The sequence below is a fragment of the Exiguobacterium sp. NPDC077395 genome, assembly GCF_050269125.1.
Lineage (GTDB): Bacteria > Bacillota > Bacilli > Exiguobacteriales > Exiguobacteriaceae > Exiguobacterium > Exiguobacterium aestuarii_A.
The window spans coordinates 1,024,699-1,048,907 of the sequence record NZ_JBNNHU010000001.1 but is presented as its reverse complement, the minus strand read 5'-3'; the positions used below and the strand labels follow the sequence as shown (position 1 = coordinate 1,048,907).

The window sequence follows — 24,209 nt, the reverse complement described above, 5'->3', positions numbered from 1 at the left end:
ATCAATCCCCCACTGTATATTCTAAAAAGTCGGTCGCAACTAAACTAGATGGAAAATCCGAAACGACCTCTTGTTCAAATTCTTCCTCTCGTCCGACATATCGAGCGGAAATATGCGTGACAATCAATTGGCCTACTGCAGACGCTTTCGCAAGAGTAGTCGCTTCAAGCGTCGTCGAGTGACCATATTTTCGGGCGAGCGGTTGTTCACTTTCCATGAATGTCGCCTCATGAACGAGGAGGTCGGCCCCTTCTGCTAACAATCGCGCGTTCTCGCATGGCGTCGTGTCCCCAAGAATCGCAACGACTTTGCCCGGAGTCGGTTCAGTGACGTATTCTTTAGAATCGTACCATTTTCCTTCATATTCGAACCGTTCTTGTTCTTTAATTGTTTTATAGATGGGTCCACTTGGGATTCCAAGCTCTCTTACCCGATCGACGCGCAACGTTCCCGGTTTTTCCGGGCCTGTGACACGAAACCCATAAGAAGGGAACCGATGCTCTAATTTTCGCACAGTGATCGTATGACCGTCTTGCTCAAATGTGTCTCCGTCCGTGAATTCAATGACGTTCAACTCATAACCGAGATGAGAACCTGTGACGCGAAGTGTCGCTTCGAGCCATTTTTTCAATCCTTTCGGACCATAAACCGTGAGGGGATCCGTTCCGTCTAGCGCAGAGCGGGTCGATAAAAATCCAGGTAATCCGAACACATGGTCACCGTGCAAATGTGTCACCCATACCGCTGTCACTTTACGTGGTTTGACTTTCGTGTAGAGCATCTGATGTTGCGTCCCTTCCCCACAGTCGACCAACCAGGTGACTTTCGGTAGAACGAGCGCAAGACCTGACACGTTGCGTTGTTTCGATGGCATACCCGAACCAGTTCCTAAAAACTGTAACTTCATAAATAAATTAGTCCTTTCTTCAAGTCCGTTCCATGCTATACTTGTGGTAATCGCTGAAAAGGATGTGATTTGTGATGACCAAGGCAGAACAACCCGAATCCATTTACGAGACGATTCGAGACCGTGCGGCTTTGATAAATCGCTTGCACCAACAGGAACAAGGCACCTCTATCCGCATTCACGACATAGCGATCGAACTTCATTGCACAGACGAGTTGATTTTGGAGTCTTTGGAGTTCGCAGCATAACAAGTACGAACACATACGAAGAGCCGACGAATGGTCGGCTCTTTTTTATTGCTTGGGTGATGCGACTTCTTCGACGATTGTGACGACATACTCGACGAGTTTGTATAACTCTTCAAGTGGCATCCGCTCGTTCGTCGTATGAATTTCTTCATAACCGACCGCTAAGTTGACTGTCGGAATCCCGCCACCGGCGATGACGTTCGCATCTGAACCGCCGCCTGAGTGCAAGATTCGTGTCGGACGTCCGATTGTCGCCGCCGCACGTTTTGCGACCTCGACAACTTCATCGCCTTCTTCAAACTTGAATCCCGGGTACATGATGTCGATATCGACTTCAGCACGACCACCGAATGACTCCGCCACTTCGATATAGGCTTGCTTCATCGTTTCCGCCTGTTTCTCCATTTTCTCATGAATGAGCGAACGAGCCTCAGCTAGTACTTCGACATAGTCACAAACGATGTTTGTGGCACGTCCCCCTTCGAAGCGTCCGATGTTCGCCGTCGTCTCTTCATCGATTCGACCGAGTGGCATCTTCGCGATGGCTTTTGCTGCGATTTGAATCGCTGAAATCCCTTTCTCAGGAGCGACACCCGCATGAGCCGTCTTGCCATAAATCTTCGCGTTCACTTTCGCTTGTGTCGGTGCCGCGACGATGATGTCGCCGACTGGACCGTCCGAGTCAAGCGCAAAACCGAACTTCGCGTCGATTTTTGATAAATCCAAGACTTTCGCCCCGACGAGTCCTGATTCTTCCCCGACCGTAATCACGAATTGAATCTGACCGTGTGGAATCTGTTTTTCGTTCAACACGCGAACAAGCTCGATCATCGCTGTGAGACCTGTCTTATCATCTGCACCGAGGATTGTTGTGCCATCCGTGACGACATAACCATCTTTGATGCTCGTCTTGATTCCCTTCCCAGGTGTCACCGTATCCATGTGAGCTGTGAAATAAATCGGATCAACATTCTCTTTCGTTGCAGGTAACGTGATGATTAAGTTGTTACCAGAATGTGCTGTCTTCGTTGATGCATCGTCTTCATACACATCACATCCAAGTTCTGTGAATACCGCTTTCAAGTGTTCACAAATGACAGCTTCTTCCTTCGTTTCTGAATCGATGCCGACCAATCCTAAAAATGTGTCGAGCACACGTGTCTCGTTTACCATAAACAACATCCCTCCATCCAAACATTTCTTGACCATTATAACAAACTCCCTTAGATTGCACGAATCTTTTCCATTCTGTACAATGATGGCAAACACGTACATGGAGGCAAGTTATGAAGAAAAAGCAAAAAAGACGACAACGCATCATTCAAATTGGCGTCATCGTCATCGTCTCAATCTTTTTGATCAGCACGTTTCTCTCGAGTATGACCATGTTCTTTTAAGAGCAAAATATAACGCTCTTTCAAGATCAAATAACTTTTCACATCCGATAAAATGTTTAACAAGGATGAGCGTACCTCAAATTCTTCACGTGTCGTGGGGAGAGGTACGTTTTTTCGATAATGCTCAATCATCTCTTCAAGCTCTTGCAGAAAGACCGAAGCATCCGCTTGTTCATTCACGTGGTCCCCTACGCGGCGCAAAAATGTTGCAACAGGTTTTGCTTCATTGACGACCATGGTGATTTCTCTTGCGTTATCAGCAACCCGTTTCAAAATATCGTATTGTCGCTCCCGCATCCGGAAGTAGAGATAGTCCATGTCTTCATTCCGTTTCCCGATGGAGTTACCCATACGACGAAGGGCCAAATCTTTCCCTTCTTTCAAATAGTCCCGTGTCTTGATCAGCATCATCGAATGGTTGTTATACACACCGGTCTCGACACAGGCTGCCACATCGTAAAAGAGTACGGCAAGCGATCGATCGATACTATCTTTGATTCGCTCGATTTCACGGTCTAGCGTCGGCATATACATGTTGACGACGAGTCCGACCCCGACACCAATCGCGATGAGCAATAACTCGTTGATGAACAATTCAAGCGAGAACTGCGCCTCGGTATAGAGATGCGTCAAGATCACGACACTCGTAATGAGTCCATCTTGCAGTTTCAGTTGTTGTACGAGCGGAATGAAGATGACAAAATAAAGTGTGAGCGTCACCGGTGAATAGCCGAGTAACGTAAACATCGCGGCGCCCATCCCGATGGCGAGAAGACTCGCCATGACACGCTCATACGAGGCGCGAATGGATTTCTTGCGTGTCTCTTGAATACTCAAAATGGCGATAATAGCAGCAAATACAAAATAATCAAGATGAATCGTCTCGGAAATGAGCATTGCGATACCCGCTGCGACCGCGGTTTTTAACGTCCGCGTTCCAATTTTCATACTGATTTCCCCCTTCTCCATCAAATTGTTGACTAAATCAACTCGTTTGGCAATTCAAAAGTTTGGAAGTGATCTGATTGAAACGAAAGAAAAAACGTACGATTTGGCCGATGATTGCGACGCTTAGTCTCGCCATCGCCGCATTTTTATGGATTCAGTCCGCCCGTGAAGACACGTATACTGTCGAAACCGTCACGAACGGAGACCGTGTCACACGGTCGTTCGAATCTCTTGCCGAGGCAAAACGCTACATGGCAGCCGGAAACAACCGCACCTTATTCTCCCCTTCTGGAGAAGTTCTCGACTTCACAGGCACCGGTGTGGTCGTTACTCCAAGCGATGCCATCACGAACCTTTACGAAGATCAATCGTTTAAAAAACGTCAGTCTTATGTCGCTGGTGGTACAAGACTTCAACTCCTTGAACGAGGCGAAGACCATTTGAAAGTACGCATATCAGGCGCAGACGTCTATGTAAAACCTGATCAGATGGCATTGTTCCCAGAAGCCGTCGTGGAAAGACGTGGATATTACGAGATTCGAGATGGTGATGTGTATCATTCCGTCGAGGCGAATGCGAATCTCGCCGGCACGTTTCTTGTCGGACCGACAGAGAAGCGCTCAGAAGATCGTTTTTATACGGAACGTGTCCGAGACGTCTTCGACTCTCCCTATCAATTCGCTTCAATCCGATCATCGTCACCGTATTCCGCCAAAGCGTTCGATCAGTATTTACAATCCATCGACTCGCCTCTCGCTGGAGAGGGCGACGCCTTCAAACGTGCGGAAGAAACGTATGGAGTCAATGCCTTATTCCTACTCGCTGTAGCCGGTCATGAGTCGAGTTTTGGGACGTCCGACATCGCACGGGAAAAACGTAACTTGTTCGGATTCCGAGCAACAGATGACGACCCGAGCGGCAACGCCACAACCTTTGAGACGGTTGAAGCGAGCGTTGACGCGGCTGCCGAACTGTTCGCCACAAAATATGTAAAAGGTCAATACGCACGCGGAGATTACCCTGGTAACAAACAAGAAGGAATTAACATCTTCTACGCCTCAGACCCGTATTGGGGTGAGAAAGTCGCCGGTACGATGTATGCAATCGATCGTGAACTTGGCTTAGAACAATTGAAACAAATGAAATGAACAGTAGCCCGGCTCAAATGAGTCGGGCTGATTGATATATCATTGATTCATAGAGTATCCTTCACTTCTTTTTCGTAAAGCTCGATGAGTCGATTGTTGTCAAGCACTTGCTCACTTGACTCTTCGTATCGTTTCGTGATGAGTGGGATTAGTTTTTCCCAAACAACCCATTTCACATATTGATCGCGATCATAATTATGATTCAGCTCATATACACTCATTTCTTTTGCCTCGGCATACCGTCTTTGTGACTCGACTACCTCCGCATCAGGTCCTCGTTCAATCCAACCATCGACTTCTTCATCTGTTACGACGACCCCATACTCGTCTTTCGCATGAGTCAACCAAGCACGTTCAAAATCAGCTTGCTCTGTAGCGCGCGATATGAGTTTGTTCACATCAATGCTTTCATCAAATATACTCATCTCCACGTACATTCGTTCCGCCAACTTCCGTTCGAAATCATTCTTGATTTGCGGGGCCACATCGCGTTGGAAATCAGTTAAGATACCTTTTAGTTCGCCCACAGTCATCTCAGGAGCGGTCTTTGTTTCCACTTGAGAATTCGTCATCTTTTCAATCGGTGCGGACAAATTATCATCTCTCATATTCGTAAAAACGAGCGCTATCAAAACAAATATAGTGAAAAGTGTTATTCCTAACAGTCGCTTCATGGCTTAGCAGCTTCCTCCATATGATTGACATCATCTCACTTACTTCAATCGTATCATATTTTATATACGCTTCTTGTCGAAGAAATGATTCAACACCAAATGACATCTGATTGAAGGAATTTCAAATCAGAAGACGAATACATAGAATGAACGACCATTCATTTTCAAGGGGGAATCAATATGAAAACGATTTGGATTACCGGGGGATCGTCTGGTATGGGGAAAGCCATGGCATTAAAATTTAAACAAGAAGGATGGAATGTCGCCATCAGTGGTCGAAACGAGGAACGATTGCTAGAAGCGATGAACGAACTGAACGCTATTGAAGCAGGTCAAGCGATGAGTGTGCAACATGATGTTCGTGATTATGAAGGATGCGCTCAAGCACTCGCTGACATCGTATCCGCTTACGGCCCGGTTCACGCACTCGTCAACAACGCGGCAGGTAATTTCGTCTGTCCGACACTCGATTTGTCTCCGAACGGTTGGGCAAGCGTCATTGACATCGTCTTGAACGGCACATTTAACTGTACCCATGTTCTCGGGAAACATTGGGAAGCAGAAGAATTGCGAGGCGGGTCAATCATTAACATGGTCGCCTCGTATGCATGGCAGGCAGGTCCTGGTGTCGCACCGAGTGCTGCAGCAAAAGCGGGCGTCCTCAATTTGACGAGAACGCTCGCAGTCGAATGGGGCTATCAGTTCGGCGCCCGTGTCAATGCCATCAGCCCAGGACCGATTGAACGGACAGGCGGTGCCGAAAAACTCGTGTCCCATGTGAAAGAAGTAGAGCGGATTCGCCGGAACGTCCCGCTCGGACGCTTTGGGACACCGGAAGAAATCGCTGACTTGGCTTACTGGATAGCCTCTGACGAGATGCGTTATTTGAACGGGGATTGTATCTCTCTTGACGGCGGCCATTGGCTAAACAAACATCCATTCTAATCTAATCAAAAGGACGACCGAGTTAGATGTCTCGGTCGTCCTTTTATATGTCTTCTCCATCCCACTCTTCGTGAAACTGCACTAAAAAGCGCTCCATAAAAGCATGTCGTGACATCGCCAATTGTTTCGCTTTAGCGGTATGCATCCCAGACGCCAGATTCAACAGTTTATCTTGAAAATGTTGAATGGCACTCTGATCTGACAAATCGAGCGGTGTTCCCCGAGAACCAGCGTATTGGAATGTTCGCGCAATCCCGATGGCCCCGATGGCATCAAGACGATCGGCGTCCTGCAAAATTTCACTTTCGCGTGTCGTAGGCTGAATCCCTTTTGAGAAAGATACTTCATCGATTATAGTCAGCACCAGGTTTGCTTGCTCTTCAGTGATGCCGAGAGCAGTCAGATGATGTTTGACGAGCCCTTTCGGTCGACCAAGCTTATGGTCTTCCACGTCATGTAGATACGCAGCAAGGAGGAGCACTGTCTCGTCGACAGGCTCATTCTCCATCAAGCGCTCCACCAGTCGAACGACGCGCTCAATATGAGCGGTGTCATGCCCTGTATGGTCCTCTGCATGAATCTGTTCGACGAACGCTTTCGTCGCTTGTATCACATCCACGCTTAAATCTCGATCGTCGTATTCGGTTCAATCAAAAGACCACGACGATGTAACTGGTCACAGAATGCCTGAGCGTCCTGCTTGATCGGCGGGAACGTATCAAAGTGGATTGGGACGACCCGTTTGGCTTGGAGCCACTGCGCCGCATCTAATGCATCTGCAGGTCCCATCGTGAAGTTGTCTCCAATCGGAAGGAAGGCGACATCAATTTCGAAACGTTCTCCGTACATTTTCATATCCGAGAACAGACTCGTATCTCCTGCGTGATAGAGCGTCAGCTCATTCGTCTCAATGATGAATCCGGCTGGCATCCCCATATAGATCGGTGTGTCGCCCATATCGAAACTCGAACTATGGAAGGCTTGTGTCATCGTGACACGTCCGAACGGGAAAGCGTGTCCGCCACCGATGTTCATTCCGTGTACAGAAAATCCTTTCTTCTCATAATAGGTCGCGAGCTCATGCGTCGCCACAATCGTCGCACCCGTCTCTTTCGCGATCAATTCGACATCTTCGATATGATCAAAGTGAGCATGGGTAAGCAACAAATAGTCTGGGCGTAACGTGGAAGGGTCTACTTCCGTATGAGGGTTACTCGTCAAAAATGGATCAATCAACACGTTAACGCCATCGATCTCAAATCCTACTGTCGCGTGTCCATAATAAGTGATTTTCATGTGCATTCATCCTTCCTTCATAAGTTCAGATTACAACACTTTTTCTAAGAAACGTTTCGCACGGTCTGTCTGCGGGTTCAACAACAAGTCGGCCGGCTTTCCTTCTTCCATCAGAATTCCCTCGTCAAGGAAGAGGACACGGTCTGCCACTTCACGAGCAAAGCCCATTTCGTGTGTGACGACGACCATCGTCATCCCTGTCTCAGCCAACCCTTTCATGACATCGAGTACTTCGTTGACCATCTCAGGGTCAAGTGCCGATGTCGGTTCATCGAATAACATGACGTTCGGTTCCATCGCCAAAGCACGCGCGATTGCGACACGTTGTTTTTGTCCACCCGATAATTGGCTAGGGTAGGCGTCGATTTTCTCAGAGAGACCGACACGTTCGAGCAATTTTTTCGCACGTTCGAGCGCTTCAGCTTTACTGACTTTCAAGACATTGACCGGTGCATACGTCAAATTGTCCAATACGCTCATATGCGGGAAGAGGTTGAACTGTTGGAACACCATCCCGATATTTTGGCGAGCCTTCGCGACGTTCGCCCCTTTTTTCGTGAGTTCGAATCCATCCACACTGACCGTCCCGCTCGTCGGGATTTCTAGCATGTTCAAGCAACGCAGAAATGTCGATTTACCAGACCCAGACGGTCCGATGACGGCGACCACTTCACCACGTTCAATCGTCGTCGTGATTCCCTTCAATACTTCTAAGTCACCAAATTGTTTGTGTAGGTCTTTAACTTCGATCATCTTCCATCACTCTTTCTTAACCGTTTTTCTAGACGTTGTCCAAGATACGTCAAGATCATCACTATCGTAAAGTATATCACACCGGCGAATAGAAGCGGTTCGAAGTAGATTGCCTTCTGCCCACCGACAATCTGTGCCCGGCGCATGATGTCGAGTACACCGACCGTCGAGACGAGAGCCGACTCTTTCGTCAATGTAATCATCTCGTTGACGAGGGCGGGCAAGATGTTCTTGAACGCCTGCGGCAAGATGATTGAACGTAATTGTTTGACGTATGGGACACCTAAAGCATCAGATGCTTCCCATTGACCTTTATCGACCGCTTGAATACCAGCACGAATAATCTCTGAAATATACGCCCCTGAGTTTAATGAGAAGGCGATGACTGCCGATTGATATGGCGTCGTGATATAGCCAGTCAGTTGTGGCAACCCGAAGTGAATGATGGCGAGTTGCAAGATGAGTGGTGTCCCACGGAATACAGCCGTGTATGCATGTCCAATAAAGTTGATGAGACGATTCGGTACGATTTTCAGTGTTGCAACGACAATACCAAGTGAGATCCCGATCAATGCCGAGACGATGACCACCTGGAACATGACTGGAATCCCTTCAAGTATGTAAGGGATAGAATCATAAATCCGGCTAAAATCCATTGTAAGTTCCTCCTAAAAAAAGGCTGACCGATTCATCTTCAGTCAGCCTCGTACGATTCATTATTCTGCTGGTGCAGCCTCTTCTTCAAACCATTTTTGTGCTAACTCTTCGATTTCTCCACTGTCGATCATCTTCTTCAACTCTTCGTTGAATTGATCACGGAGTTCATCGTCTTTACGGAAGGCAGCAGCAGAGCCCGCTTCTTCTTCGTCCACGATTTCAAAAGTTGTCAATTCGCTGTCTTGCTCAAGGTATTTCTTCGCGACCGTATCTTCGATGACCATCGCGTCAATACGCCCTGTCTTAATTTCCTGGATGATTTCAGGGATCTTGTTCAATGAGACGATTTCAGCATCCGCGATTTGATCCTTTGCGATTCCTTCTTGAATCGAACCGAGCTGGACACCAATCTTTTTGCCTTTCAAATCTTCAAGTGATTGAAGTGAGTCATCTTTTGACAAGATCAAGTTCACCGCTGTGAAATAGATATCCGAGAAATCGGCATTTTCTTTACGCTCCTCTGTCGGTGTCATACCAGCCATGACGAAGTCGACACGACCCGCGTTAAGGGCTCCAAGCAAGCTTCCGAAGTCCATATCTTCAATTTTCAATTCATATCCCATGTTTTCCGCCACTTTTTTGGCGATGTCGATATCAAATCCGACGATTTCGTCGCCGTTTGCTGTGTCGACGAATTCATACGGGAAGTAATCGGCACTCGTACCCATGACGATGACTTTGTCATCCTCACCATCGGTCGATGTCGATCCTCCTTCGTTCACGTCTGCCCCACATGCGACTGAGAACGCGGCCAGTCCTGCTAAACATAATGCTAGAAAACCTTTTTTCATCTTCATCTCCCTTTCGTAGTTGAATGATAATTATCAGAACTTTAACAAAATTATGACATATGTGTGAACGTAGCTCAACTGTTCTAGGACACATCAGTTGTCCGACTTGTGTCTTCAACCACTATATACACATAATTATTACTTGTAAAGTATATTCATGCATTTTATGCAAAAAAAGAAGGTCACATTCGCTCGAAAGCGAAATATGTGACCGTTCCATTGTCGCGAGACCCATATGGTTGGACTTGTTTGACGGATGACATCGGGATGGCACTATACACGTGCGGATAACGTTCCCCGTCCTCATCTAACTCATAATGTAACAGTTGTCCAAGACGATTGACGTAAAGGGAGACGAGCACGACCGCTTCTCCCGGATACGACGCTTTGACGACCTTTCCGATCTGTTGCGGCGTACAACATTTAATCGTCCCTTCCGATTGAAGCGACGGTTCATTGATCTCACCGCGTGACAGGGCAATCATATACTCTGCCTCCGTCATAATTTTGATGACTGGTTCCATATACACTGCCCCTTTTCACAAAAGCGCAAAGGCATTGCCTTTGCGCCGATGCTTGATTATGCGAAGTAGATATCGAACAATGTTTGTAATTGGTCGACAAGTTCTTCAGCAGTTGACGACTCGATCTCACTACGCTCTACCATCGTCACGATGTTTCCATCCTCGAGGAGGGCAATCGATGGTGAAGACGGTGCATATCCTTCGAAATACTCACGTGCACGATCTGTCGCTTCACGGTCTTGACCTGCAAACACGGTCACGAAATGGTCAGGTTTGACGCCTTCCATCTTGTTTACGTAAGCCGCGGCCGGACGAGCGATTCCGCCTGCACAACCACAAACCGAGTTAACGAGTACAAGTGTCTTCCCTTCTTTTTTCAGTGCCCCGTCTACTTCTTCCGGTGTCGTGAGCTCTGTGTATCCTGCAGCACGCACTTCGTTACGCGCTTGTTCGACTACATCTTGAAAATATAATTGAAAATCCATGTTGTTTCCCCTTTCGACATTTCGTCTATACTCCCTTATTTTACGTCTTGTTCTACCTCGAGGACAAGTCTATCGCTCAATTCACGTTCTAAGAACGGATCTGCCTGTAACATTTGTTTAAAAGCGAGGTAACGAGCCTTCGTCTCATCACTCGCTACACGATTCGTCAAATAGGCACGAATCATGATGTTTTTTGGCGTATGCTCGAGGTCGATGAACTCCAGTAACTGAGCTTCATAACCGACAAGTCCAAGAAGTTCAGCCCGAATCGAATCTGTCGCGAGCGAGGCGAACCTTTCTTTGATCAATCCGTGCTGGAGCATCACGTCTAGATTCGGTGCTTGAAGTTGACGATTTAACTCCTTCTGACAGCAAGGGACGCTCAAAATGACTTTCGCCCCCCAACGGACGGCACGGGCCAATGCCATGTCGGTCGCCACGTCACATGCATGAAGCGTCACGACCATATCGACAGCTGTCTCCCCTTCATATTCATTGATGTCTCCAACTAAGAACTCAAGTCGCTCATATCCTAAGTCTTTCGCAATCGATGCACATTCTTCGATGACTTCTTTTTTCAAATCGAGACCTGTGATATGAACATCATATCCTTTCATCTCGTGTAAAAAGTGATAGAGCGCGAACGTCAAATACGACTTCCCTGAACCGAAATCCAAGATTCGGACGGTACGGTCTGTCGGCAAGTGTTTAAGCGAGTCCTCAATGAACTCAAGGAAGCGGTTGATTTGTTTAAACTTGTCATACTTTTGACGCTTCACTTTCCCATCACTCGACTGAATGCCGAGTCGAATTAAGAATGGGACTGGTTCGTCAAGTGGTAGCACATATTGTTTTTCCCGATTGTGGCTCAACTGAATTTCTTTTTGAGCTGTCTGTCTCTCTTTAAAGGTCACTTTAAATTTTTTGGATAACTGAAATTGAAGGTCAGACTCTTTTAATTGAAATTGCCCCTGTCTGAACGTTTCAAGAAGGTCGAACAATTCTTCTACAGCCTCATCCGGTGGTAAGTTTTTATGGTTCATCACCCGTTCGTACTGATATTCGAACTGGATGTGGTATGCATTCCGAAGCATGACCGGTTTCAATTTGACGCGTCTGAGATCACTTGATTTTTGACGAGGTTGACTGATTGTCGCCGACACGAGATGATTTGATTGGATCACGTCTTCGAGACGTTCTTGTAACGCTTTATATTCCAATGGATTCAATCCTTTTTTAGAAATTTTGAAACATATTGTTTCACCTGTCCGTACATACTATTACACGAAGACGACGTTACGTCAAAGGAGGATACACATATGTTTAAAAAGATTTTATCATCAATCGGAATCGGTGCCGCAAAAGTCGACACACGTTTGAATGAAAGCCATTGTACACCCGGTGGTGAACTCAATGGAGTAGTCCATGTAGAAGGAGGTTCAGTCGAACAGTCGGTCGACAGCATCTATCTTTTCTTCAACACGCTGTATAAACACGAAGTCAACGACAAGTCGACATACTCGACGTTTACGATTGAAAAGATTTTATTGAATGAGGCTCCATTTATGATCGGACCTGGAGAAGTGAAAGAGATTCCGTTCACGGTCAACGTCCCGTTCAATACCCCACTCTCTGTCAGCCAATCAAAATCATGGATTGAGACCGGGCTCGATATCGCCCAAGCCGTCGATCCAAAAGATGAAGATGCGATTACCGTACAACCGAACGCGGCACAACAAATCATTTTAGATGCGATGGACGAACTCGGTTTTCGCCTGAAGAAAGCCGACACAGAGATGCTCCCGGCACGCCATCGTTCAGGTCGTCTCCCGATTGCACAAGAACTCGAATATTCAGCGAACGGCTCACGTTTTGGGCGTCAGTTAGATGAAGTCGAAGTCGTCATCTTACAAGAAGAGGATTCGATTGAATTACTCATACAAGTCGACCGCAGTGTCCACGATTTCGGTAGTCTTTTCGCTGATTTGACAGGAACGGACGAATCGACACATCGTGTCCGCTATGATGTCGCACGTTTGTCACCAGCTGAAGTTCGTCGCGACATCGAATCGATAATTGAACAATCGATATAATGAACTTACCGACACGCCATTTCTATGAATGGCGTGTTTTTCTGAGATGTTGAATTTTAACATCCATTATTTTACAATAAACACATAGAATCAACTCTTTTTTGGAGGTGACTACATCTTGTTCGCTTTAATAATCATCGGGAGTCTGGGTCTTGCGACGCTTGCCTCACCGATTCTAGAAACCAGCTTCTCTGACTCACTCGCTTTCTTCACGCTCGGTGGGCTCGAAGTGCTGATCGGTTTGATTGCTATGAGTTTAATGCGTAATCCGTCGTCAAACGCCTTATCCTTCATGAAGTTCATGCCCTATCTTGTACTATTGATTCATTTCCCTGCCTCACTCCTTTTGCTTTGGATTTCTTCGGTCAGACATGATGGGGTCTCTGCATTTTCATTAAACTATGTCTTCATATACTGGATGTTCCTGCTCCTGTTCGTCGTGATCAGCAGATTGACGTATCTTGCCTATCAACGACGATTTCAGAAGGCGCTTGATTAGAAAGGATGATTCAACGTTGGATTTACTTCAGTTACTCCAAGACCGAGCAATCCCGCTTACACTATTCGCGACGCTCGGCCTATTCAGTCTCGTGTTTGCATTTTCACTCTATAAATCCAAACAACGACTCTCCAAAGGACTCGTCACAATAGGCATGTCCTTGTCGTTCCTTCTCTTACTGATCTCAGCCGCAAGCTTCGTCTTCACGGTATTCCTTGGCTATAACTCATGAAAAATGGAGGCACCCCGCTGGGAGCGCCTCCATTTTTTAATCAATATACGGTATATGTGTCCGGGTCGATCGACTCGAGCGACTGCTTGATTGCTTGCAAGAACTGACCTGCGACGAGACCGTCGAGGACACGGTGGTCGACCGACATACAAAGGTTGACCATATCGCGTGCCGCAAACATTCCATTCATCCATACCGGACGCTTCACGATTGACTCGACTGAGAGGATTGCCGCTTGTGGGTAGTTCAAAATCGGTGCCGATTGGATCGAACCAAATGCACCTGTGTTGTTGATGGTGAACGTCCCACCACGCATCTCTTCTGCCTTCAAACGGTTCTCACGCGCTCGCGTTGCCACGTCTTGAAGGGCCACGGCGAGACCTTTGATGTTCTTCTCATCCGCTTGGCGAATGACCGGTACGTAAAGGGCGTCGTTTGCCGCGACGGCTACCGAGAGATGGATGTCTTGGTGAACTTTGATGTGATCTCCTGCCCACTCCGAGTTCATCATCGGATACTTCTTCAATGCTTCGATGGCAGCCTTCATGAAGAACGGCATGAACGTCAATTTGACGCCTTCCCGTTTCATGAACTCGTCTTTCAATTTCGCACGGGCTTCAACGAGGTTCGTCACATCCACTTCAATCATGAGCCATGCGTGTGGCGCCTCATGCTTCGAGCGGACCATATTGTTCGCAATCGCTTGACGTACCCCGGCTGTCGGAATCGATTCATAACGTCCAGATGACGTCGATGATGATGCTACCGGTTGTGACGGTTCAACGACAGGACGTGGCGCTTCAGTCGGAACGTCCATCTTTGTTTGTACCATCGTCTCTTGGACAGGTGCTTGTGTCGCTTTCTCAGGAGTCGATGCCGGACGTCCTTCTGATAAGTAACGAAGAATGTCTTTCCGTGTGATCCGACCGCCTAGACCGCTTCCGCTCAATTCATTCAAATCGATGTTGTTCTCATTGGCGAGTCGGATGACGGCAGGAGAATATCGACCGTTCCCACTCTGTTTTTTCGGAGCCGTCGCGACAGCTTGCTTCGCTGCTGTCGGTACTGCTGGTTCCGCTTCGGCGACCGGTTCAGTCTTCGTCTCAGTCACAGTTTCCTCTGCGCTCTCGACTTCCATCGTTAGGACAGGTGTCCCGACACTGACCGTCTCACCTTCTGGAATGAGAAATTCTTTTACGATTCCTGCACTTGTTGCCGGAATTTCGGCCGTAACTTTATCTGTCATCACTTCGGCGAGTGGTTCATACTCTTCCACACGGTCGCCCGGTTTGACGAGATATGTCGTAATCGTGCCTTCCGTCACACTCTCACCAAGTTGGGGCATTGTAATCGTTTGTTCCATGGAGCCGCCTCCTTAAAACGCGGCGAGCTGACGCGCCCGCTCGGCAATTTTTTCTGGGGATACGATAAAGAATTTTTCCATAGGTGGTGCATATGGCATAGCCGGAACATCAGGACCCGCTAAGCGTTCAATCGGCGCATCGAGTTCAAAGAGCGCCTTCTCTGCGATAATCGCCGCTACTTCTCCGATGATGCTTCCTTCTTTGTTGTCCTCTGTCACGAGTAACACTTTACCCGTCTTCTTGACCGACTCGATGATTGCATCCTGGTCGAGCGGATAGACGGTACGAAGATCAAGAATATGCGTGCTGATTCCTTCCTCTTCGAGTGTTTTCGCAGCTTCTTGTGCCATATGGACACAAAGGCCGTACGTGATGATTGTGATATCGTCACCTTCACGTTTGACAGCAGCCTTACCGATTTCAACCGTGTATTCATCCGTTGGCAAGTCCGCCTTCAAAAGACGATAGGCACGCTTATGTTCGAAGAAAAGGACAGGGTCGTTCGAACGGATTGCTGCTTTCAACAATCCCTTCGCATCGACTGGGTCTGATGGAATGACGACTTTGAGTCCTGGCGTCGAACTGAACATCGCCTCGACCGATTGCGAGTGATAGAGTGCACCATGAATGCCACCCCCGAACGGAGCCCGGATGACCATCGGACAAGTCCAGTCATTATTTGAACGGTATCGAATTTTTGCCGCTTCCGATACGATTTGGTTCACTGCTGGCATGATAAAGTCTGCGAATTGCATTTCTGCAATCGGACGCATACCGTACATGGCAGCCCCGACTCCTACACCGGCAATCGCACTTTCAGCGAGCGGTGCGTCGATGACACGGTCTTCACCATACTTCTCAATCAGCCCTTGCGTGGCACGGAATACACCACCACGTACGCCGACGTCTTCCCCGACGACGAAGACGTTTTCGTCGCGCTCCATTTCCTCATGAATCGCTTCATTGATCGCTTCGATAAACGTTTTCATCATTTTTCCTCCTCATAGACGTAATCTAGTGCAGATTCAGGCGATGCATACGGTGCTTTGTCCGCATATGTCGTCGCTTCATTCACTTCAGCATCGATTTGTGCATCGATTTCAGCAAGTGTCTCCGCCGTTGCAATACCGTCGTTCACAAGTCGTTGACGGAACAATTGAATGCCATCCCGCTCTTTTAATCCAGCCAATTCTTCAGCTGAACGGTATGCTTTGTCATCATCATCTGATGAGTGTGGTACAAGACGTTCGACTTCTGCTTCGATTAGCGTCGGTCCTTCTCCGCGAAGTGCACGTTCGCGCGCTTCCTTCACGACCGCATATACAGCAATCGGGTCTGTCCCGTCGACTGTCACACCTGGCATGCCGTAACCTTTTGCACGGTCTGATACGCGCTCGCATGCCAACTGTTTTGTAAGTGGTACCGAAATCGCATACTTGTTGTTCTCACAGAACAAGATGACCGGTAATTTATGGACACCAGCAAAGTTTGCCCCTTCGTGGAAGTCACCTTGGTTCGAAGAGCCTTCTCCGAACGAGACAAATGTCACGAGTTCTTCTTTTTTCATCTTCGCCGCAAGTGCAATCCCGACCGCATGAGGGACTTGTGTCGTAACCGGAGATGAACCCGTCACGATGCGATGTTCTTTCGAGCCGAAGTGACCAGGCATCTGACGACCACCCGAGTTCGGGTCTTCCGCTTTCGCAAATGCCGATAACATCAAGTCTCTTGATGTTTGACCGAAGTGAAGGACAACCGCCACATCACGATAGTAAGGCAAGACGTAGTCGATTCCTTTCTCGAGCGCGAACGCCGCACCGACCTGCGCAGCTTCTTGTCCTTGACATGAAACGACGAACGGGATTTTCCCGGCGCGGTTCAACTTCCACATCCGTTCATCAATCTTACGGGCGCGTACCATCGTTTCATACATCGCCAATAAATCTTGTTTGGTTAAACCAAGCTCTTCATATGAGTTTACAGTCATCTGTTCCATCCTTGTTCCTCCTTAGGCGTGAATCGGTAATCCATCGACGGCAAGTGCCGCTTCCTGGAAGGCTTCGCTCAATGCAGGGTGTGGGTGCACAAGTTGTCCCATCTCCCAAGCCGTCGCGTTCAAGACGAGCGCGAGTCCACCTTCTGTGATGAGTTCAGTCGCTTTCGGTCCGACGATATGAACACCGAGAAGGTCATCTGTTTCTTTGTCCGAAACGAGTTTGACGAATCCGTCTGCTTGTCCTTCAATTCGCGCTTTCCCGAGTCCGTTGAATCGATATGTCCCCGTCTTCACATCATGTCCGGCATCTTTTGCCGCCTCTTCCGTCAAGCCGACCGAAGCGACTTCAGGAACGCTATATACACAACGTGGGATGAGCGCGTAATCAAGTGGTGTTGGTTCAAGTCCAAGAATCGTTTCGACCGCCTTCACGCCTTCTGCAGACGCGACGTGAGCGAGTTGTAATTTTCCGATACAATCCCCGATTGCGAAGATATGACGTTCTTTCGTCCGATACTGACTATCGACTTGAATGATCCCGTTCTCTACGACGATGGAAGTGTTTTGAAGTCCTAAGTCTTCCGTGTTGGCAACTCGGCCAACCGAAACGAGGACACAGTCTACTTGTAACATCTCTTCCCCGACAGCAAGCTCCACTGCATTTTCGTGAATCAATGTTCGTTCAGCGTCGACCGTCACGCTCTTCTTCACACGTACGCCACGTTTTTTCAGTAGACGTTCTACTTCGCGAGAGACCGCCTTGTCCTCAAGTGGAAGTAATCGATCTCCTACTTCGATCAACGTCACGTTCACATCTAAATCAACGAGCATGGACGCCCATTCGACTCCGATGACACCACCACCGACAATCGCAATCGATTCAGGTAGTGTCTCAAAATTGAGGAGGTCGTCCGAGTTTAAGATACGTTCGTGATCGAACGGCAATCCAGGAAGTTCACGCGGAATCGAACCTGTTGCGATAATCAATTGGTTTGGCAAGATGAGTTCTGACTCACCGCTTTCATCTTCAACGGATACGGTCCCAGGTTGTGGCGAGAAGATACTTGGTCCAAGGATCGAGGCTTTTCCGTGAAACACTTCAATTTTCCCTTGTTTCATCAAGTGCTCGATTCCTTTTTCAAGACCAGCCACAAGATCGCGTTTATACGTTTGGGCTCGTTCCATGTTGAACGTCACACTTCCCGTTTCTACGCCGTACGTTGCCCCCTGTTTCGCCGTTTGATAGACATGGGCAGCTTTTAGAAGAGCTTTCGTAGGGATGCAACCTCTATGTAAGCAGGTGCCGCCTAATTTTCTCGCCTCGACGATTGCGACAGATTTACCAGCCTGTGCAGCCTTGATCGCAGCCACATATCCTCCTGGTCCTCCACCAATGACGACAACATCAAATTCTCGTGCCATGTGTATCCCCCTCATATTCTCTTGCGGTCTCTTCCTTCTCGATGACGCGAAGTGCACCTTCTGCCAAGGCTTTCAATTCATCTTCACCTGGATAAACGTATACCGGCGCGAGGAATGCGACACGCTCTTTAATCTTGTCAGTCAGCCAGTCAGAATAAGCGATTCCACCTGTCAATAAGATGGCATCCACTCGACCACTGAGCGTCGCACCATGTTTTGAAATTTCTTGTGCGACACGATAAGCCATCGTCTCATAAAGGAGTCTCGCCTCATCATCTCCCGATTCCATCCGTTGCTCAATCTCAATCGCATCGAATGTACCGAGGTGTGCGAACAACCCACCTTGACCGACAATTTTCTTTTTCATTTCCGATTCTTTATACCTGGTACTATAACATAGTTCTACTACCTGTCCAACAGGAATTGAGCCTGCCCGTTCTGGAGCAAGTGGTCCATCACCGTCTAGTCCGTTGTTCACATCGATGACGCGGCCATGCTGATGCGCACCGACCGTAATCCCTCCGCCCAAGTGAGCGACAATCAAATTCAGCTCATTGTAATCGCTTCCATTTTCAGTCGCAAAGCGTTTGGCGACGGCTTTTTGATTTAGGGCATGAAAAATACTACGGCGATTGATGTCGGCCATTCCGGTCTTTCTTGCCAACTCATGCATCTCATCGACAACGACAGGGTCAACGATGAAACTTGGAATTCCTTCATTCTCGCCTATTTTGGATGCAATCAATCCACCGAGGTTAGACGCATGCATTCCGAATCTTCCGCTCGTCAAGTCCTCTCGCATCAAATCATTGACGGTATACGTTCCTGATGTCATCGGTGCAAGCAAACCACCACGACCGACAATCGCGGTCAAATCGTTGACCGCGATGCCAGTCTCTTCTAACAAAGCACGCACTTCTTGCTCACGATGAGGTAACTGCTCAGGAAGGCTGAGACCGGTCACGTCAATCTCATGGCGGACCGTACGTGTCATCACTTCTTCCTTCCCATCAAACAATCCAACTTTTGTCGAGGTCGACCCTGGGTTGATCGCAAGAATTAGCCGTTTTGTCATCTTAGCGTCTCCCTAGAATACTTTTTTCAACTTTAAGGAACTGACTACGTGAACGTGCCATCATGTGAATCCGTTCTTCGGCCATCTTGTCAGCCGCCACGTGCGTCGGTACTCCATCACGCTCCGCGATTTCAAAGACACGCATCATGTTGTCATAGATGAGTTCGACTTTCTTCATTGCCCGTTCACGGTTGTAACCTTCAAGTTCGTCCGCGACGTTGATGACACCACCGGCGTTGATAACAAAGTCTGGCGCGTAGAGGATCCCGTTCTCGTCAAGCACATCCCCGTGACGATCTTCAGCCAATTGGTTGTTTGCGGCACCCGCAACGATTTGAGCTTTCAATTGTGGAATCGTTTGGTCGTTGATGACTGCACCGAGTGCACATGGAGCGAAAATGTCACACTCGACCCCGTAAATCTCATCTGGTTTGACGACCGTCGCACCAAAGTCTGCTTCTGCACGTTTGAGCGCTTCTTCGTTGATGTCTGTCACAATCAAATGCGCGCCTTCTTCGTGGAGGTGACGACATAGGTTGTAGGCTACGTTACCGACACCTTGCACGGCAACCGTCTTCCCTGCGAGTGAGTCTGTTCCGAACTTCCATTTCGCAGCTGCTTTCATACCGCGGTAGACACCATACGCCGTTACTGGCGATGGGTTACCACTTGAACCGAACGCAGGGCTGACTCCTGTGACGTAATCTGTCTCCATATGGATGAAGTCCATGTCAGCAACCGTCGTATTCACATCTTCAGCAGTGATATAACGTCCGCTGAGTGATTGTACGTAACGACCGAATGCACGGAAAAGAGCTTCTGACTTGTCCGTCTTGGCATTTCCAATGATGACAGCCTTCCCGCCACCGAGATTGAGACCGGCTGCAGCATTTTTATAAGTCATTCCTTTTGCGAGACGCAATACGTCTGTGAGTGCTTCTTGCTCTGACTCATAATTCCACATACGAAGTCCGCCGAGTGCTGGACCGAGTGTCGTATCGTGAATCGCAATGATTGCTTTTAGACCAGACGCTTGGTCTTGGCAAAATACGATTTGTTCGTAATCCTCAGATTGTAAGACATCAAAAATACGGAAGCGTGGTTCTGTGTTTGTTTCCATCATGATCAATTCCTCCTGTTAAGTACGATTAGTTTTTGGCATGTAACAAAGCGAATGCGAGGGAATAAAGTTTCGCCTCCGCTGTATCGGCACGACTCGTCAATACGACAGGGGCAGATGCGCCAACGACAATCGCCGCAACGCTCGCCTCTGCGAAATACATGATTGATTTATAAAGGACGTTGCCGACCTCTATGTATGGTACGACTAATAAATCTGCTTGCCCCGCCACTTCACTATTGATTCCTTTTTGTTTCGCTGCGACCAGATCGACCGCGTTATCAAGAGCGAGCGGTCCATCTACGATACAGCCTTTGATTTGTCCCCGACGATTCATCTGACTGAGCAACGCGGCATCGAGCGTCGCGTTCATCTGAGGGTTGACAACCTCAACAGCTCCAATCGCTGCGACTTTTGGCGATTCGTAACCGATGTCATGCATCGCTTCTACCGCATTATGAATGATTTCGACCTTTTCTTCGAGCGTTGGTGCGATATGGATTGCAGCATCGGTCACACCAATCAATTTTTCCCGATTCGGAATTTGAAAGAGTGCGATATGACTCAGTGTACGGTTCGTCCGAAGACCGGCCTCTCGATTGAGGACGGCTTTCATGAATGTCGATGTCGACACCATCCCTTTCATGAGCACATCCGCCTCTTTGTTTTTCACGGCCAGTGCAGCACGTCTGGCAATCTCTACATCACCTTTTGCATGTAAAATATCGACGTCTGACTCATCGATTCCATACTGTTCACATAACTTTCGGATTTCCCGGGCTTCACCAAATAAAATGAAACGTGACAATCCATGATCCGTGGCAAGTTTTACGGCTCGGATCACTTCTTCATCCGCTGCCCCCGCAATGGATACCGTACAACCCTCTAGTTGTTTTGCGTTCGTCAGCATCCGTTCAAAATTCATCATTGTCCCCCCTTGCTCTCTACACTATAACATAAGCAAGTTTGTTTCCTAAATTGTAAGCGCTTTATTATGCGGATGACCATGCAAATAAATGCTTACCATGCATAAAAGTTCATGCATTTTATTGCATGGTTTCTAATTTATTATATAAAGTCCGAATCGAAATTTTTAAACGACGAGCAGCTTCTGACTTATTCCCACCAGTTTCTTCGATTGTTCGTTCAATCAAATCGCGCTCATATTTCGCTACCGCTTCATGGAGCGTTCGGGACTCAATGACTTTCTGACTCGGCGTTCGAGGTGATAATTGCAGGTGATGTGGAGCAATCCATTGTTCCGTGCTCGCCATATAAATCATCGCCCGACCAATCACATTCTCAAGTTCCCGGACGTTCCCTTTCCAATGCTGACTTTTCAGGAGTATAAGGGCATCTTCATCCACCCCTTGAACACTCCGACCATACTCTTGGTTCAACTTCCGAATGATCCGGTCACAAAGTGCCTCGAGTTCATTCAACCGTTCACGAAGGGGAGGGATATGGATGGGCATGCGATTGATGCGATAGTACAAATCTTCACGGAACGTCCCATCTGCCACTTTCTGTTCAAGATCGGCATTCGTCGCAGCGATGATGCGGACATCAATCGGAATCGCAGTCGTCCCTCCGACTCTGACAATCTCATTTTCTTGAAGGACTCGCAGAAGCTTCACTTGGACATCGAGAGGCAGTTCTCCGATTTCGTCTAAGAAAAGCGATCCACCGTCGGCCTCCTCGAAATAGCCCGTCTTTCCGCCACGCTTCGCACCACTGAACGCACCATCTTCATAGCCGAACAGTTCACTTTCGAGAAGCGTGGGTGAAATGGCTGCACAGTTTACCCGGATGAACTTTTTGAATTTCCGTGGGGACTCCCCATGAATGGCATGGGCGAACAGTTCTTTTCCTGTTCCCGATTCTCCGCGAATCAATACTGTCACCGGTGTCACTGCTGCCAATTTCGCTTGATCAATGACGAATCGCATCGTATCACTTGTCGCGATGATATCGGCAAACTGATATTTCGCCTCTAGATTTCGAATGCGTGTTTTCGCTTCTTGTAATTCATCACGCAGCGCACGAATTTGAGACACGTCGCGGATGACGCCGACCGAACCACGCAATTTCCCCTCAACGATGATCGGTTCGGCATTCACAAGGATGTCACGGCGTGTGGCACCGATTTGCATCCGAATGTCTCGGACCCCCTTCCCCGTCGATAGTACTTTCAAATGTACACTCTCCTGCATCCCGATGTCGGCAGTGGCAGGCTTATCGACGACATCCTCCTTCTTGAATCCCGTCAACCGTGTGTAAGACGGATTAATTAATATGGTGTTACCGTGATGATCGGCTACCGAAATCGCCTCACTCGTACATTCGATGATTGCCTCAAGCATCTGTTGATTCTGCTTCAATCGCTCGACAACGATCCGAATAAACTCTCCCGGCAACACAACTGCGTCTTGATAATGATCCTTCAACTCTTCAAACGTCTGATGCTGCCCTGTCGTCTCAATGACAAAGTCTAATGTTGCATCCGCATATTTCGTCCAATTATCCGTCACGGCGATGCCATAACTTTTGGCAAGTGCGATCCCTTCTGCTGATGCATCGGAGTCGACTACCGCAACGATTGTCGCGAGCGGAGAGTCCATCAACATGTTCAGGACTTCCGTCCCCCCTTTTCCTGCCCCGACAATCATCAATCGTTTATTCATACGAATTCCCCCATCTTTCTCTCTTCTCATCTTCATGCTACTGAATCCAAACATGATGCGCAAGCCGACTAAAAATAGACAGTGTGGAATGACTGAATTTCTGTTAAAATAATGTATGGTAAAGGAGGAGATTGCATGCGTTTCATCGCGCTTCTAATCTTAATCGTCCCTGGTTTACTCGGTGTTTACGGAATCAAATTACTTCGTGATAGCTTCTTTTTGAAGACGAGTGGACCGTTCACATGGATTGATTCACTCGCTGCCGCCTCCATGTTGCAGGGGACATTCGGACTTCTGCTCGCCATGGGCGGGATCGGATTTGTAGCTGGCTATATATTTAACCGCGACAAAAAAACAGGTAAAGTACAACGACTCGACTCATAAGCGCACAAAAAAAGGTTCCCTAACTTGACTTCATTTCAAGTGCGGAACCTTTTATTCGTATTGAATTGTGATCACTACGGATGATCTCCTTTCCAACTGCTTTACTTCCTTTGACATGAGATCCAACGTCTTCTTAATGAAGAAGTATGAAAGAACTTTAGTAACTGCCGTCTTGCGTGAACGGAACGTTTCCATTCGAGTTACTAACTTTTTTAGTTATCGGATCATGTCCAACCATCCATCGTGAAGTCGAACGCTTGCCATAAACTGTTCAACGGTTGACAACACTCCTTTTGGTTAACTGAACGATTTGTTTTTCCTATACCAACCCCTAGCTTCGAGTTGATGATAGAATCGTCTCGCGAATGAGCGACTGTCGCGACCTCACGTCGGGACATTAACGACTTGAGATGTCGTTCCCACCTCTGAGCTATTGTCGGATAGCGAACCGAGATGATTTTGTTTCTTCAAACATTGCTCCGGAACAAGTTTGAAAAGCGTTCATCT

General features: G+C 47.8%; 27 protein-coding genes. 7 read left to right on the top strand and 20 right to left on the bottom strand.

Annotated features, from left to right (window positions below; all coding sequences use genetic code 11):
* Position 1 precedes the first annotated feature (1 nt).
* Positions 2–907, bottom strand: a complete 906-nt coding sequence (gene rnz, locus ACQKD4_RS05355) for a ribonuclease Z (RefSeq protein ID WP_427372669.1) — start codon at positions 905–907, stop codon at positions 2–4.
* A gap of 71 nt (positions 908–978) precedes the next feature.
* On the opposite strand from rnz, the gene ACQKD4_RS05350 reads away from it, so the two are divergent.
* On the top strand, positions 979–1,155 hold the full coding sequence (locus ACQKD4_RS05350; RefSeq protein WP_214821769.1) for a hypothetical protein: 177 nt from the start codon (positions 979–981) through the stop codon (positions 1,153–1,155).
* A 45-nt stretch (positions 1,156–1,200) separates the two neighbouring features.
* Here the strand turns inward: ACQKD4_RS05350 and ACQKD4_RS05345 are convergent, their stop codons facing one another.
* The gene (locus ACQKD4_RS05345; RefSeq protein ID WP_214784020.1) at positions 1,201–2,328 is read right to left on the bottom strand and encodes a M20/M25/M40 family metallo-hydrolase; all 1,128 of its coding nucleotides are present in this window, start codon (positions 2,326–2,328) and stop codon (positions 1,201–1,203) included.
* Positions 2,329–2,501: 173 nt separating this feature from the next.
* Entirely contained in the window at positions 2,502–3,500 is a 999-nt protein-coding gene (locus ACQKD4_RS05340; protein ID WP_427372668.1) for an aromatic acid exporter family protein, read from the bottom strand.
* Between the two features lie 77 nt (positions 3,501–3,577).
* On the opposite strand from ACQKD4_RS05340, the gene ACQKD4_RS05335 reads away from it, so the two are divergent.
* Positions 3,578–4,648, top strand: a complete 1,071-nt coding sequence (locus ACQKD4_RS05335; RefSeq protein ID WP_427372667.1) for an N-acetylglucosaminidase — start codon at positions 3,578–3,580, stop codon at positions 4,646–4,648.
* Between the two features lie 47 nt (positions 4,649–4,695).
* On the opposite strand, the gene ACQKD4_RS05330 is transcribed toward ACQKD4_RS05335, so the two are convergent.
* Positions 4,696–5,241: a hypothetical protein gene (locus tag ACQKD4_RS05330; RefSeq protein ID WP_427372666.1), complete on the bottom strand. Its 546-nt coding sequence runs from the start codon at positions 5,239–5,241 to the stop codon at positions 4,696–4,698.
* A 255-nt stretch (positions 5,242–5,496) separates the two neighbouring features.
* Between ACQKD4_RS05330 and fadH the strand changes: the two genes are divergently transcribed.
* On the top strand, positions 5,497–6,267 hold the full coding sequence (fadH, locus tag ACQKD4_RS05325) for a 2,4-dienoyl-CoA reductase (RefSeq protein WP_427373271.1): 771 nt from the start codon (positions 5,497–5,499) through the stop codon (positions 6,265–6,267).
* A gap of 43 nt (positions 6,268–6,310) precedes the next feature.
* Here the strand turns inward: fadH and ACQKD4_RS05320 are convergent, their stop codons facing one another.
* From ACQKD4_RS05320 to ACQKD4_RS05285, 8 genes are all read right to left on the bottom strand, one after another.
* Positions 6,311–6,886, bottom strand: a complete 576-nt coding sequence (locus ACQKD4_RS05320; RefSeq protein ID WP_427372665.1) for an HD domain-containing protein — start codon at positions 6,884–6,886, stop codon at positions 6,311–6,313.
* A gap of 2 nt (positions 6,887–6,888) precedes the next feature.
* Positions 6,889–7,563 carry a metal-dependent hydrolase gene (locus tag ACQKD4_RS05315; RefSeq protein WP_214748101.1) on the bottom strand — a complete coding sequence of 225 codons (675 nt, stop codon included), beginning with the start codon at positions 7,561–7,563 and terminating at the stop codon, positions 6,889–6,891.
* A 30-nt stretch (positions 7,564–7,593) separates the two neighbouring features.
* Positions 7,594–8,316, bottom strand: coding sequence for an amino acid ABC transporter ATP-binding protein (locus tag ACQKD4_RS05310; protein WP_074033278.1), 723 nt, complete (start codon positions 8,314–8,316; stop codon positions 7,594–7,596).
* Positions 8,313–8,972, bottom strand: coding sequence for an amino acid ABC transporter permease (locus ACQKD4_RS05305; RefSeq protein WP_012726548.1), 660 nt, complete (start codon positions 8,970–8,972; stop codon positions 8,313–8,315). The genes ACQKD4_RS05310 and ACQKD4_RS05305 overlap by 4 nt, the downstream gene beginning before the upstream one ends.
* A 60-nt stretch (positions 8,973–9,032) precedes the next feature.
* On the bottom strand, positions 9,033–9,824 hold the full coding sequence (locus tag ACQKD4_RS05300; protein ID WP_031423361.1) for a transporter substrate-binding domain-containing protein: 792 nt from the start codon (positions 9,822–9,824) through the stop codon (positions 9,033–9,035).
* A 182-nt stretch (positions 9,825–10,006) separates the two neighbouring features.
* The gene (locus ACQKD4_RS05295; protein WP_074033280.1) at positions 10,007–10,348 is read right to left on the bottom strand and encodes a DUF952 domain-containing protein; all 342 of its coding nucleotides are present in this window, start codon (positions 10,346–10,348) and stop codon (positions 10,007–10,009) included.
* 56 nt (positions 10,349–10,404) lie between these two features.
* The gene (locus tag ACQKD4_RS05290; protein ID WP_012726551.1) at positions 10,405–10,833 is read right to left on the bottom strand and encodes a BrxA/BrxB family bacilliredoxin; all 429 of its coding nucleotides are present in this window, start codon (positions 10,831–10,833) and stop codon (positions 10,405–10,407) included.
* A 35-nt stretch (positions 10,834–10,868) separates the two neighbouring features.
* Positions 10,869–12,053, bottom strand: coding sequence for a class I SAM-dependent methyltransferase (locus ACQKD4_RS05285; protein ID WP_427372664.1), 1,185 nt, complete (start codon positions 12,051–12,053; stop codon positions 10,869–10,871).
* A gap of 99 nt (positions 12,054–12,152) precedes the next feature.
* On the opposite strand from ACQKD4_RS05285, the gene ACQKD4_RS05280 reads away from it, so the two are divergent.
* From ACQKD4_RS05280 to ACQKD4_RS05270, 3 genes are all read left to right on the top strand, one after another.
* A complete protein-coding gene (locus tag ACQKD4_RS05280; RefSeq protein ID WP_427372663.1) occupies positions 12,153–12,926 on the top strand; it encodes a sporulation protein in 774 nt (257 codons plus the stop codon).
* Positions 12,927–13,044: 118 nt separating this feature from the next.
* The gene (locus ACQKD4_RS05275) at positions 13,045–13,425 is read left to right on the top strand and encodes a hypothetical protein (protein ID WP_427372662.1); all 381 of its coding nucleotides are present in this window, start codon (positions 13,045–13,047) and stop codon (positions 13,423–13,425) included.
* 16 nt (positions 13,426–13,441) lie between these two features.
* A complete protein-coding gene (locus tag ACQKD4_RS05270) occupies positions 13,442–13,657 on the top strand; it encodes a hypothetical protein (protein WP_214748082.1) in 216 nt (71 codons plus the stop codon).
* Positions 13,658–13,697: 40 nt separating this feature from the next.
* Here ACQKD4_RS05270 and ACQKD4_RS05265 read toward each other — a convergent pair whose 3' ends face one another.
* The 8 genes from ACQKD4_RS05265 to ACQKD4_RS05230 all read right to left on the bottom strand — a co-directional run bounded on the left by ACQKD4_RS05265 (position 13,698) and on the right by ACQKD4_RS05230 (position 23,318).
* Positions 13,698–15,020: a dihydrolipoamide acetyltransferase family protein gene (locus ACQKD4_RS05265; RefSeq protein ID WP_427372661.1), complete on the bottom strand. Its 1,323-nt coding sequence runs from the start codon at positions 15,018–15,020 to the stop codon at positions 13,698–13,700.
* Positions 15,021–15,032: 12 nt separating this feature from the next.
* On the bottom strand, positions 15,033–16,010 hold the full coding sequence (locus ACQKD4_RS05260; RefSeq protein ID WP_214782433.1) for an alpha-ketoacid dehydrogenase subunit beta: 978 nt from the start codon (positions 16,008–16,010) through the stop codon (positions 15,033–15,035).
* Positions 16,010–17,017 carry a thiamine pyrophosphate-dependent dehydrogenase E1 component subunit alpha gene (locus ACQKD4_RS05255; protein ID WP_374193974.1) on the bottom strand — a complete coding sequence of 336 codons (1,008 nt, stop codon included), beginning with the start codon at positions 17,015–17,017 and terminating at the stop codon, positions 16,010–16,012. The genes ACQKD4_RS05260 and ACQKD4_RS05255 overlap by 1 nt, the downstream gene beginning before the upstream one ends.
* A gap of 12 nt (positions 17,018–17,029) precedes the next feature.
* Positions 17,030–18,439, bottom strand: coding sequence for a dihydrolipoyl dehydrogenase (gene lpdA / locus ACQKD4_RS05250; protein ID WP_427372660.1), 1,410 nt, complete (start codon positions 18,437–18,439; stop codon positions 17,030–17,032).
* Entirely contained in the window at positions 18,423–19,514 is a 1,092-nt protein-coding gene (gene buk, locus ACQKD4_RS05245) for a butyrate kinase (RefSeq protein WP_427372659.1), read from the bottom strand. Before buk ends, lpdA begins: the two co-directional genes overlap by 17 nt.
* 1 nt (position 19,515) lies before the next feature.
* Complete coding sequence (locus ACQKD4_RS05240; protein ID WP_427372658.1) at positions 19,516–20,637, bottom strand: Glu/Leu/Phe/Val family dehydrogenase; 1,122 nt, start codon at positions 20,635–20,637, stop codon at positions 19,516–19,518.
* Positions 20,638–20,662: 25 nt separating this feature from the next.
* Positions 20,663–21,559, bottom strand: coding sequence for a phosphate butyryltransferase (gene yqiS, locus ACQKD4_RS05235; RefSeq protein WP_427372657.1), 897 nt, complete (start codon positions 21,557–21,559; stop codon positions 20,663–20,665).
* A gap of 121 nt (positions 21,560–21,680) precedes the next feature.
* Positions 21,681–23,318, bottom strand: coding sequence for a sigma 54-interacting transcriptional regulator (locus ACQKD4_RS05230; RefSeq protein WP_427372656.1), 1,638 nt, complete (start codon positions 23,316–23,318; stop codon positions 21,681–21,683).
* A 135-nt stretch (positions 23,319–23,453) separates the two neighbouring features.
* Here ACQKD4_RS05230 and ACQKD4_RS05225 point away from each other — a divergent pair, with 135 nt between their 5' ends.
* Positions 23,454–23,702 (top strand): DUF2627 domain-containing protein, encoded by a 249-nt coding sequence (locus ACQKD4_RS05225; RefSeq protein WP_074033291.1) that lies wholly within the window; start codon positions 23,454–23,456, stop codon positions 23,700–23,702.
* Positions 23,703–24,209: the final 507 nt, after the last annotated feature.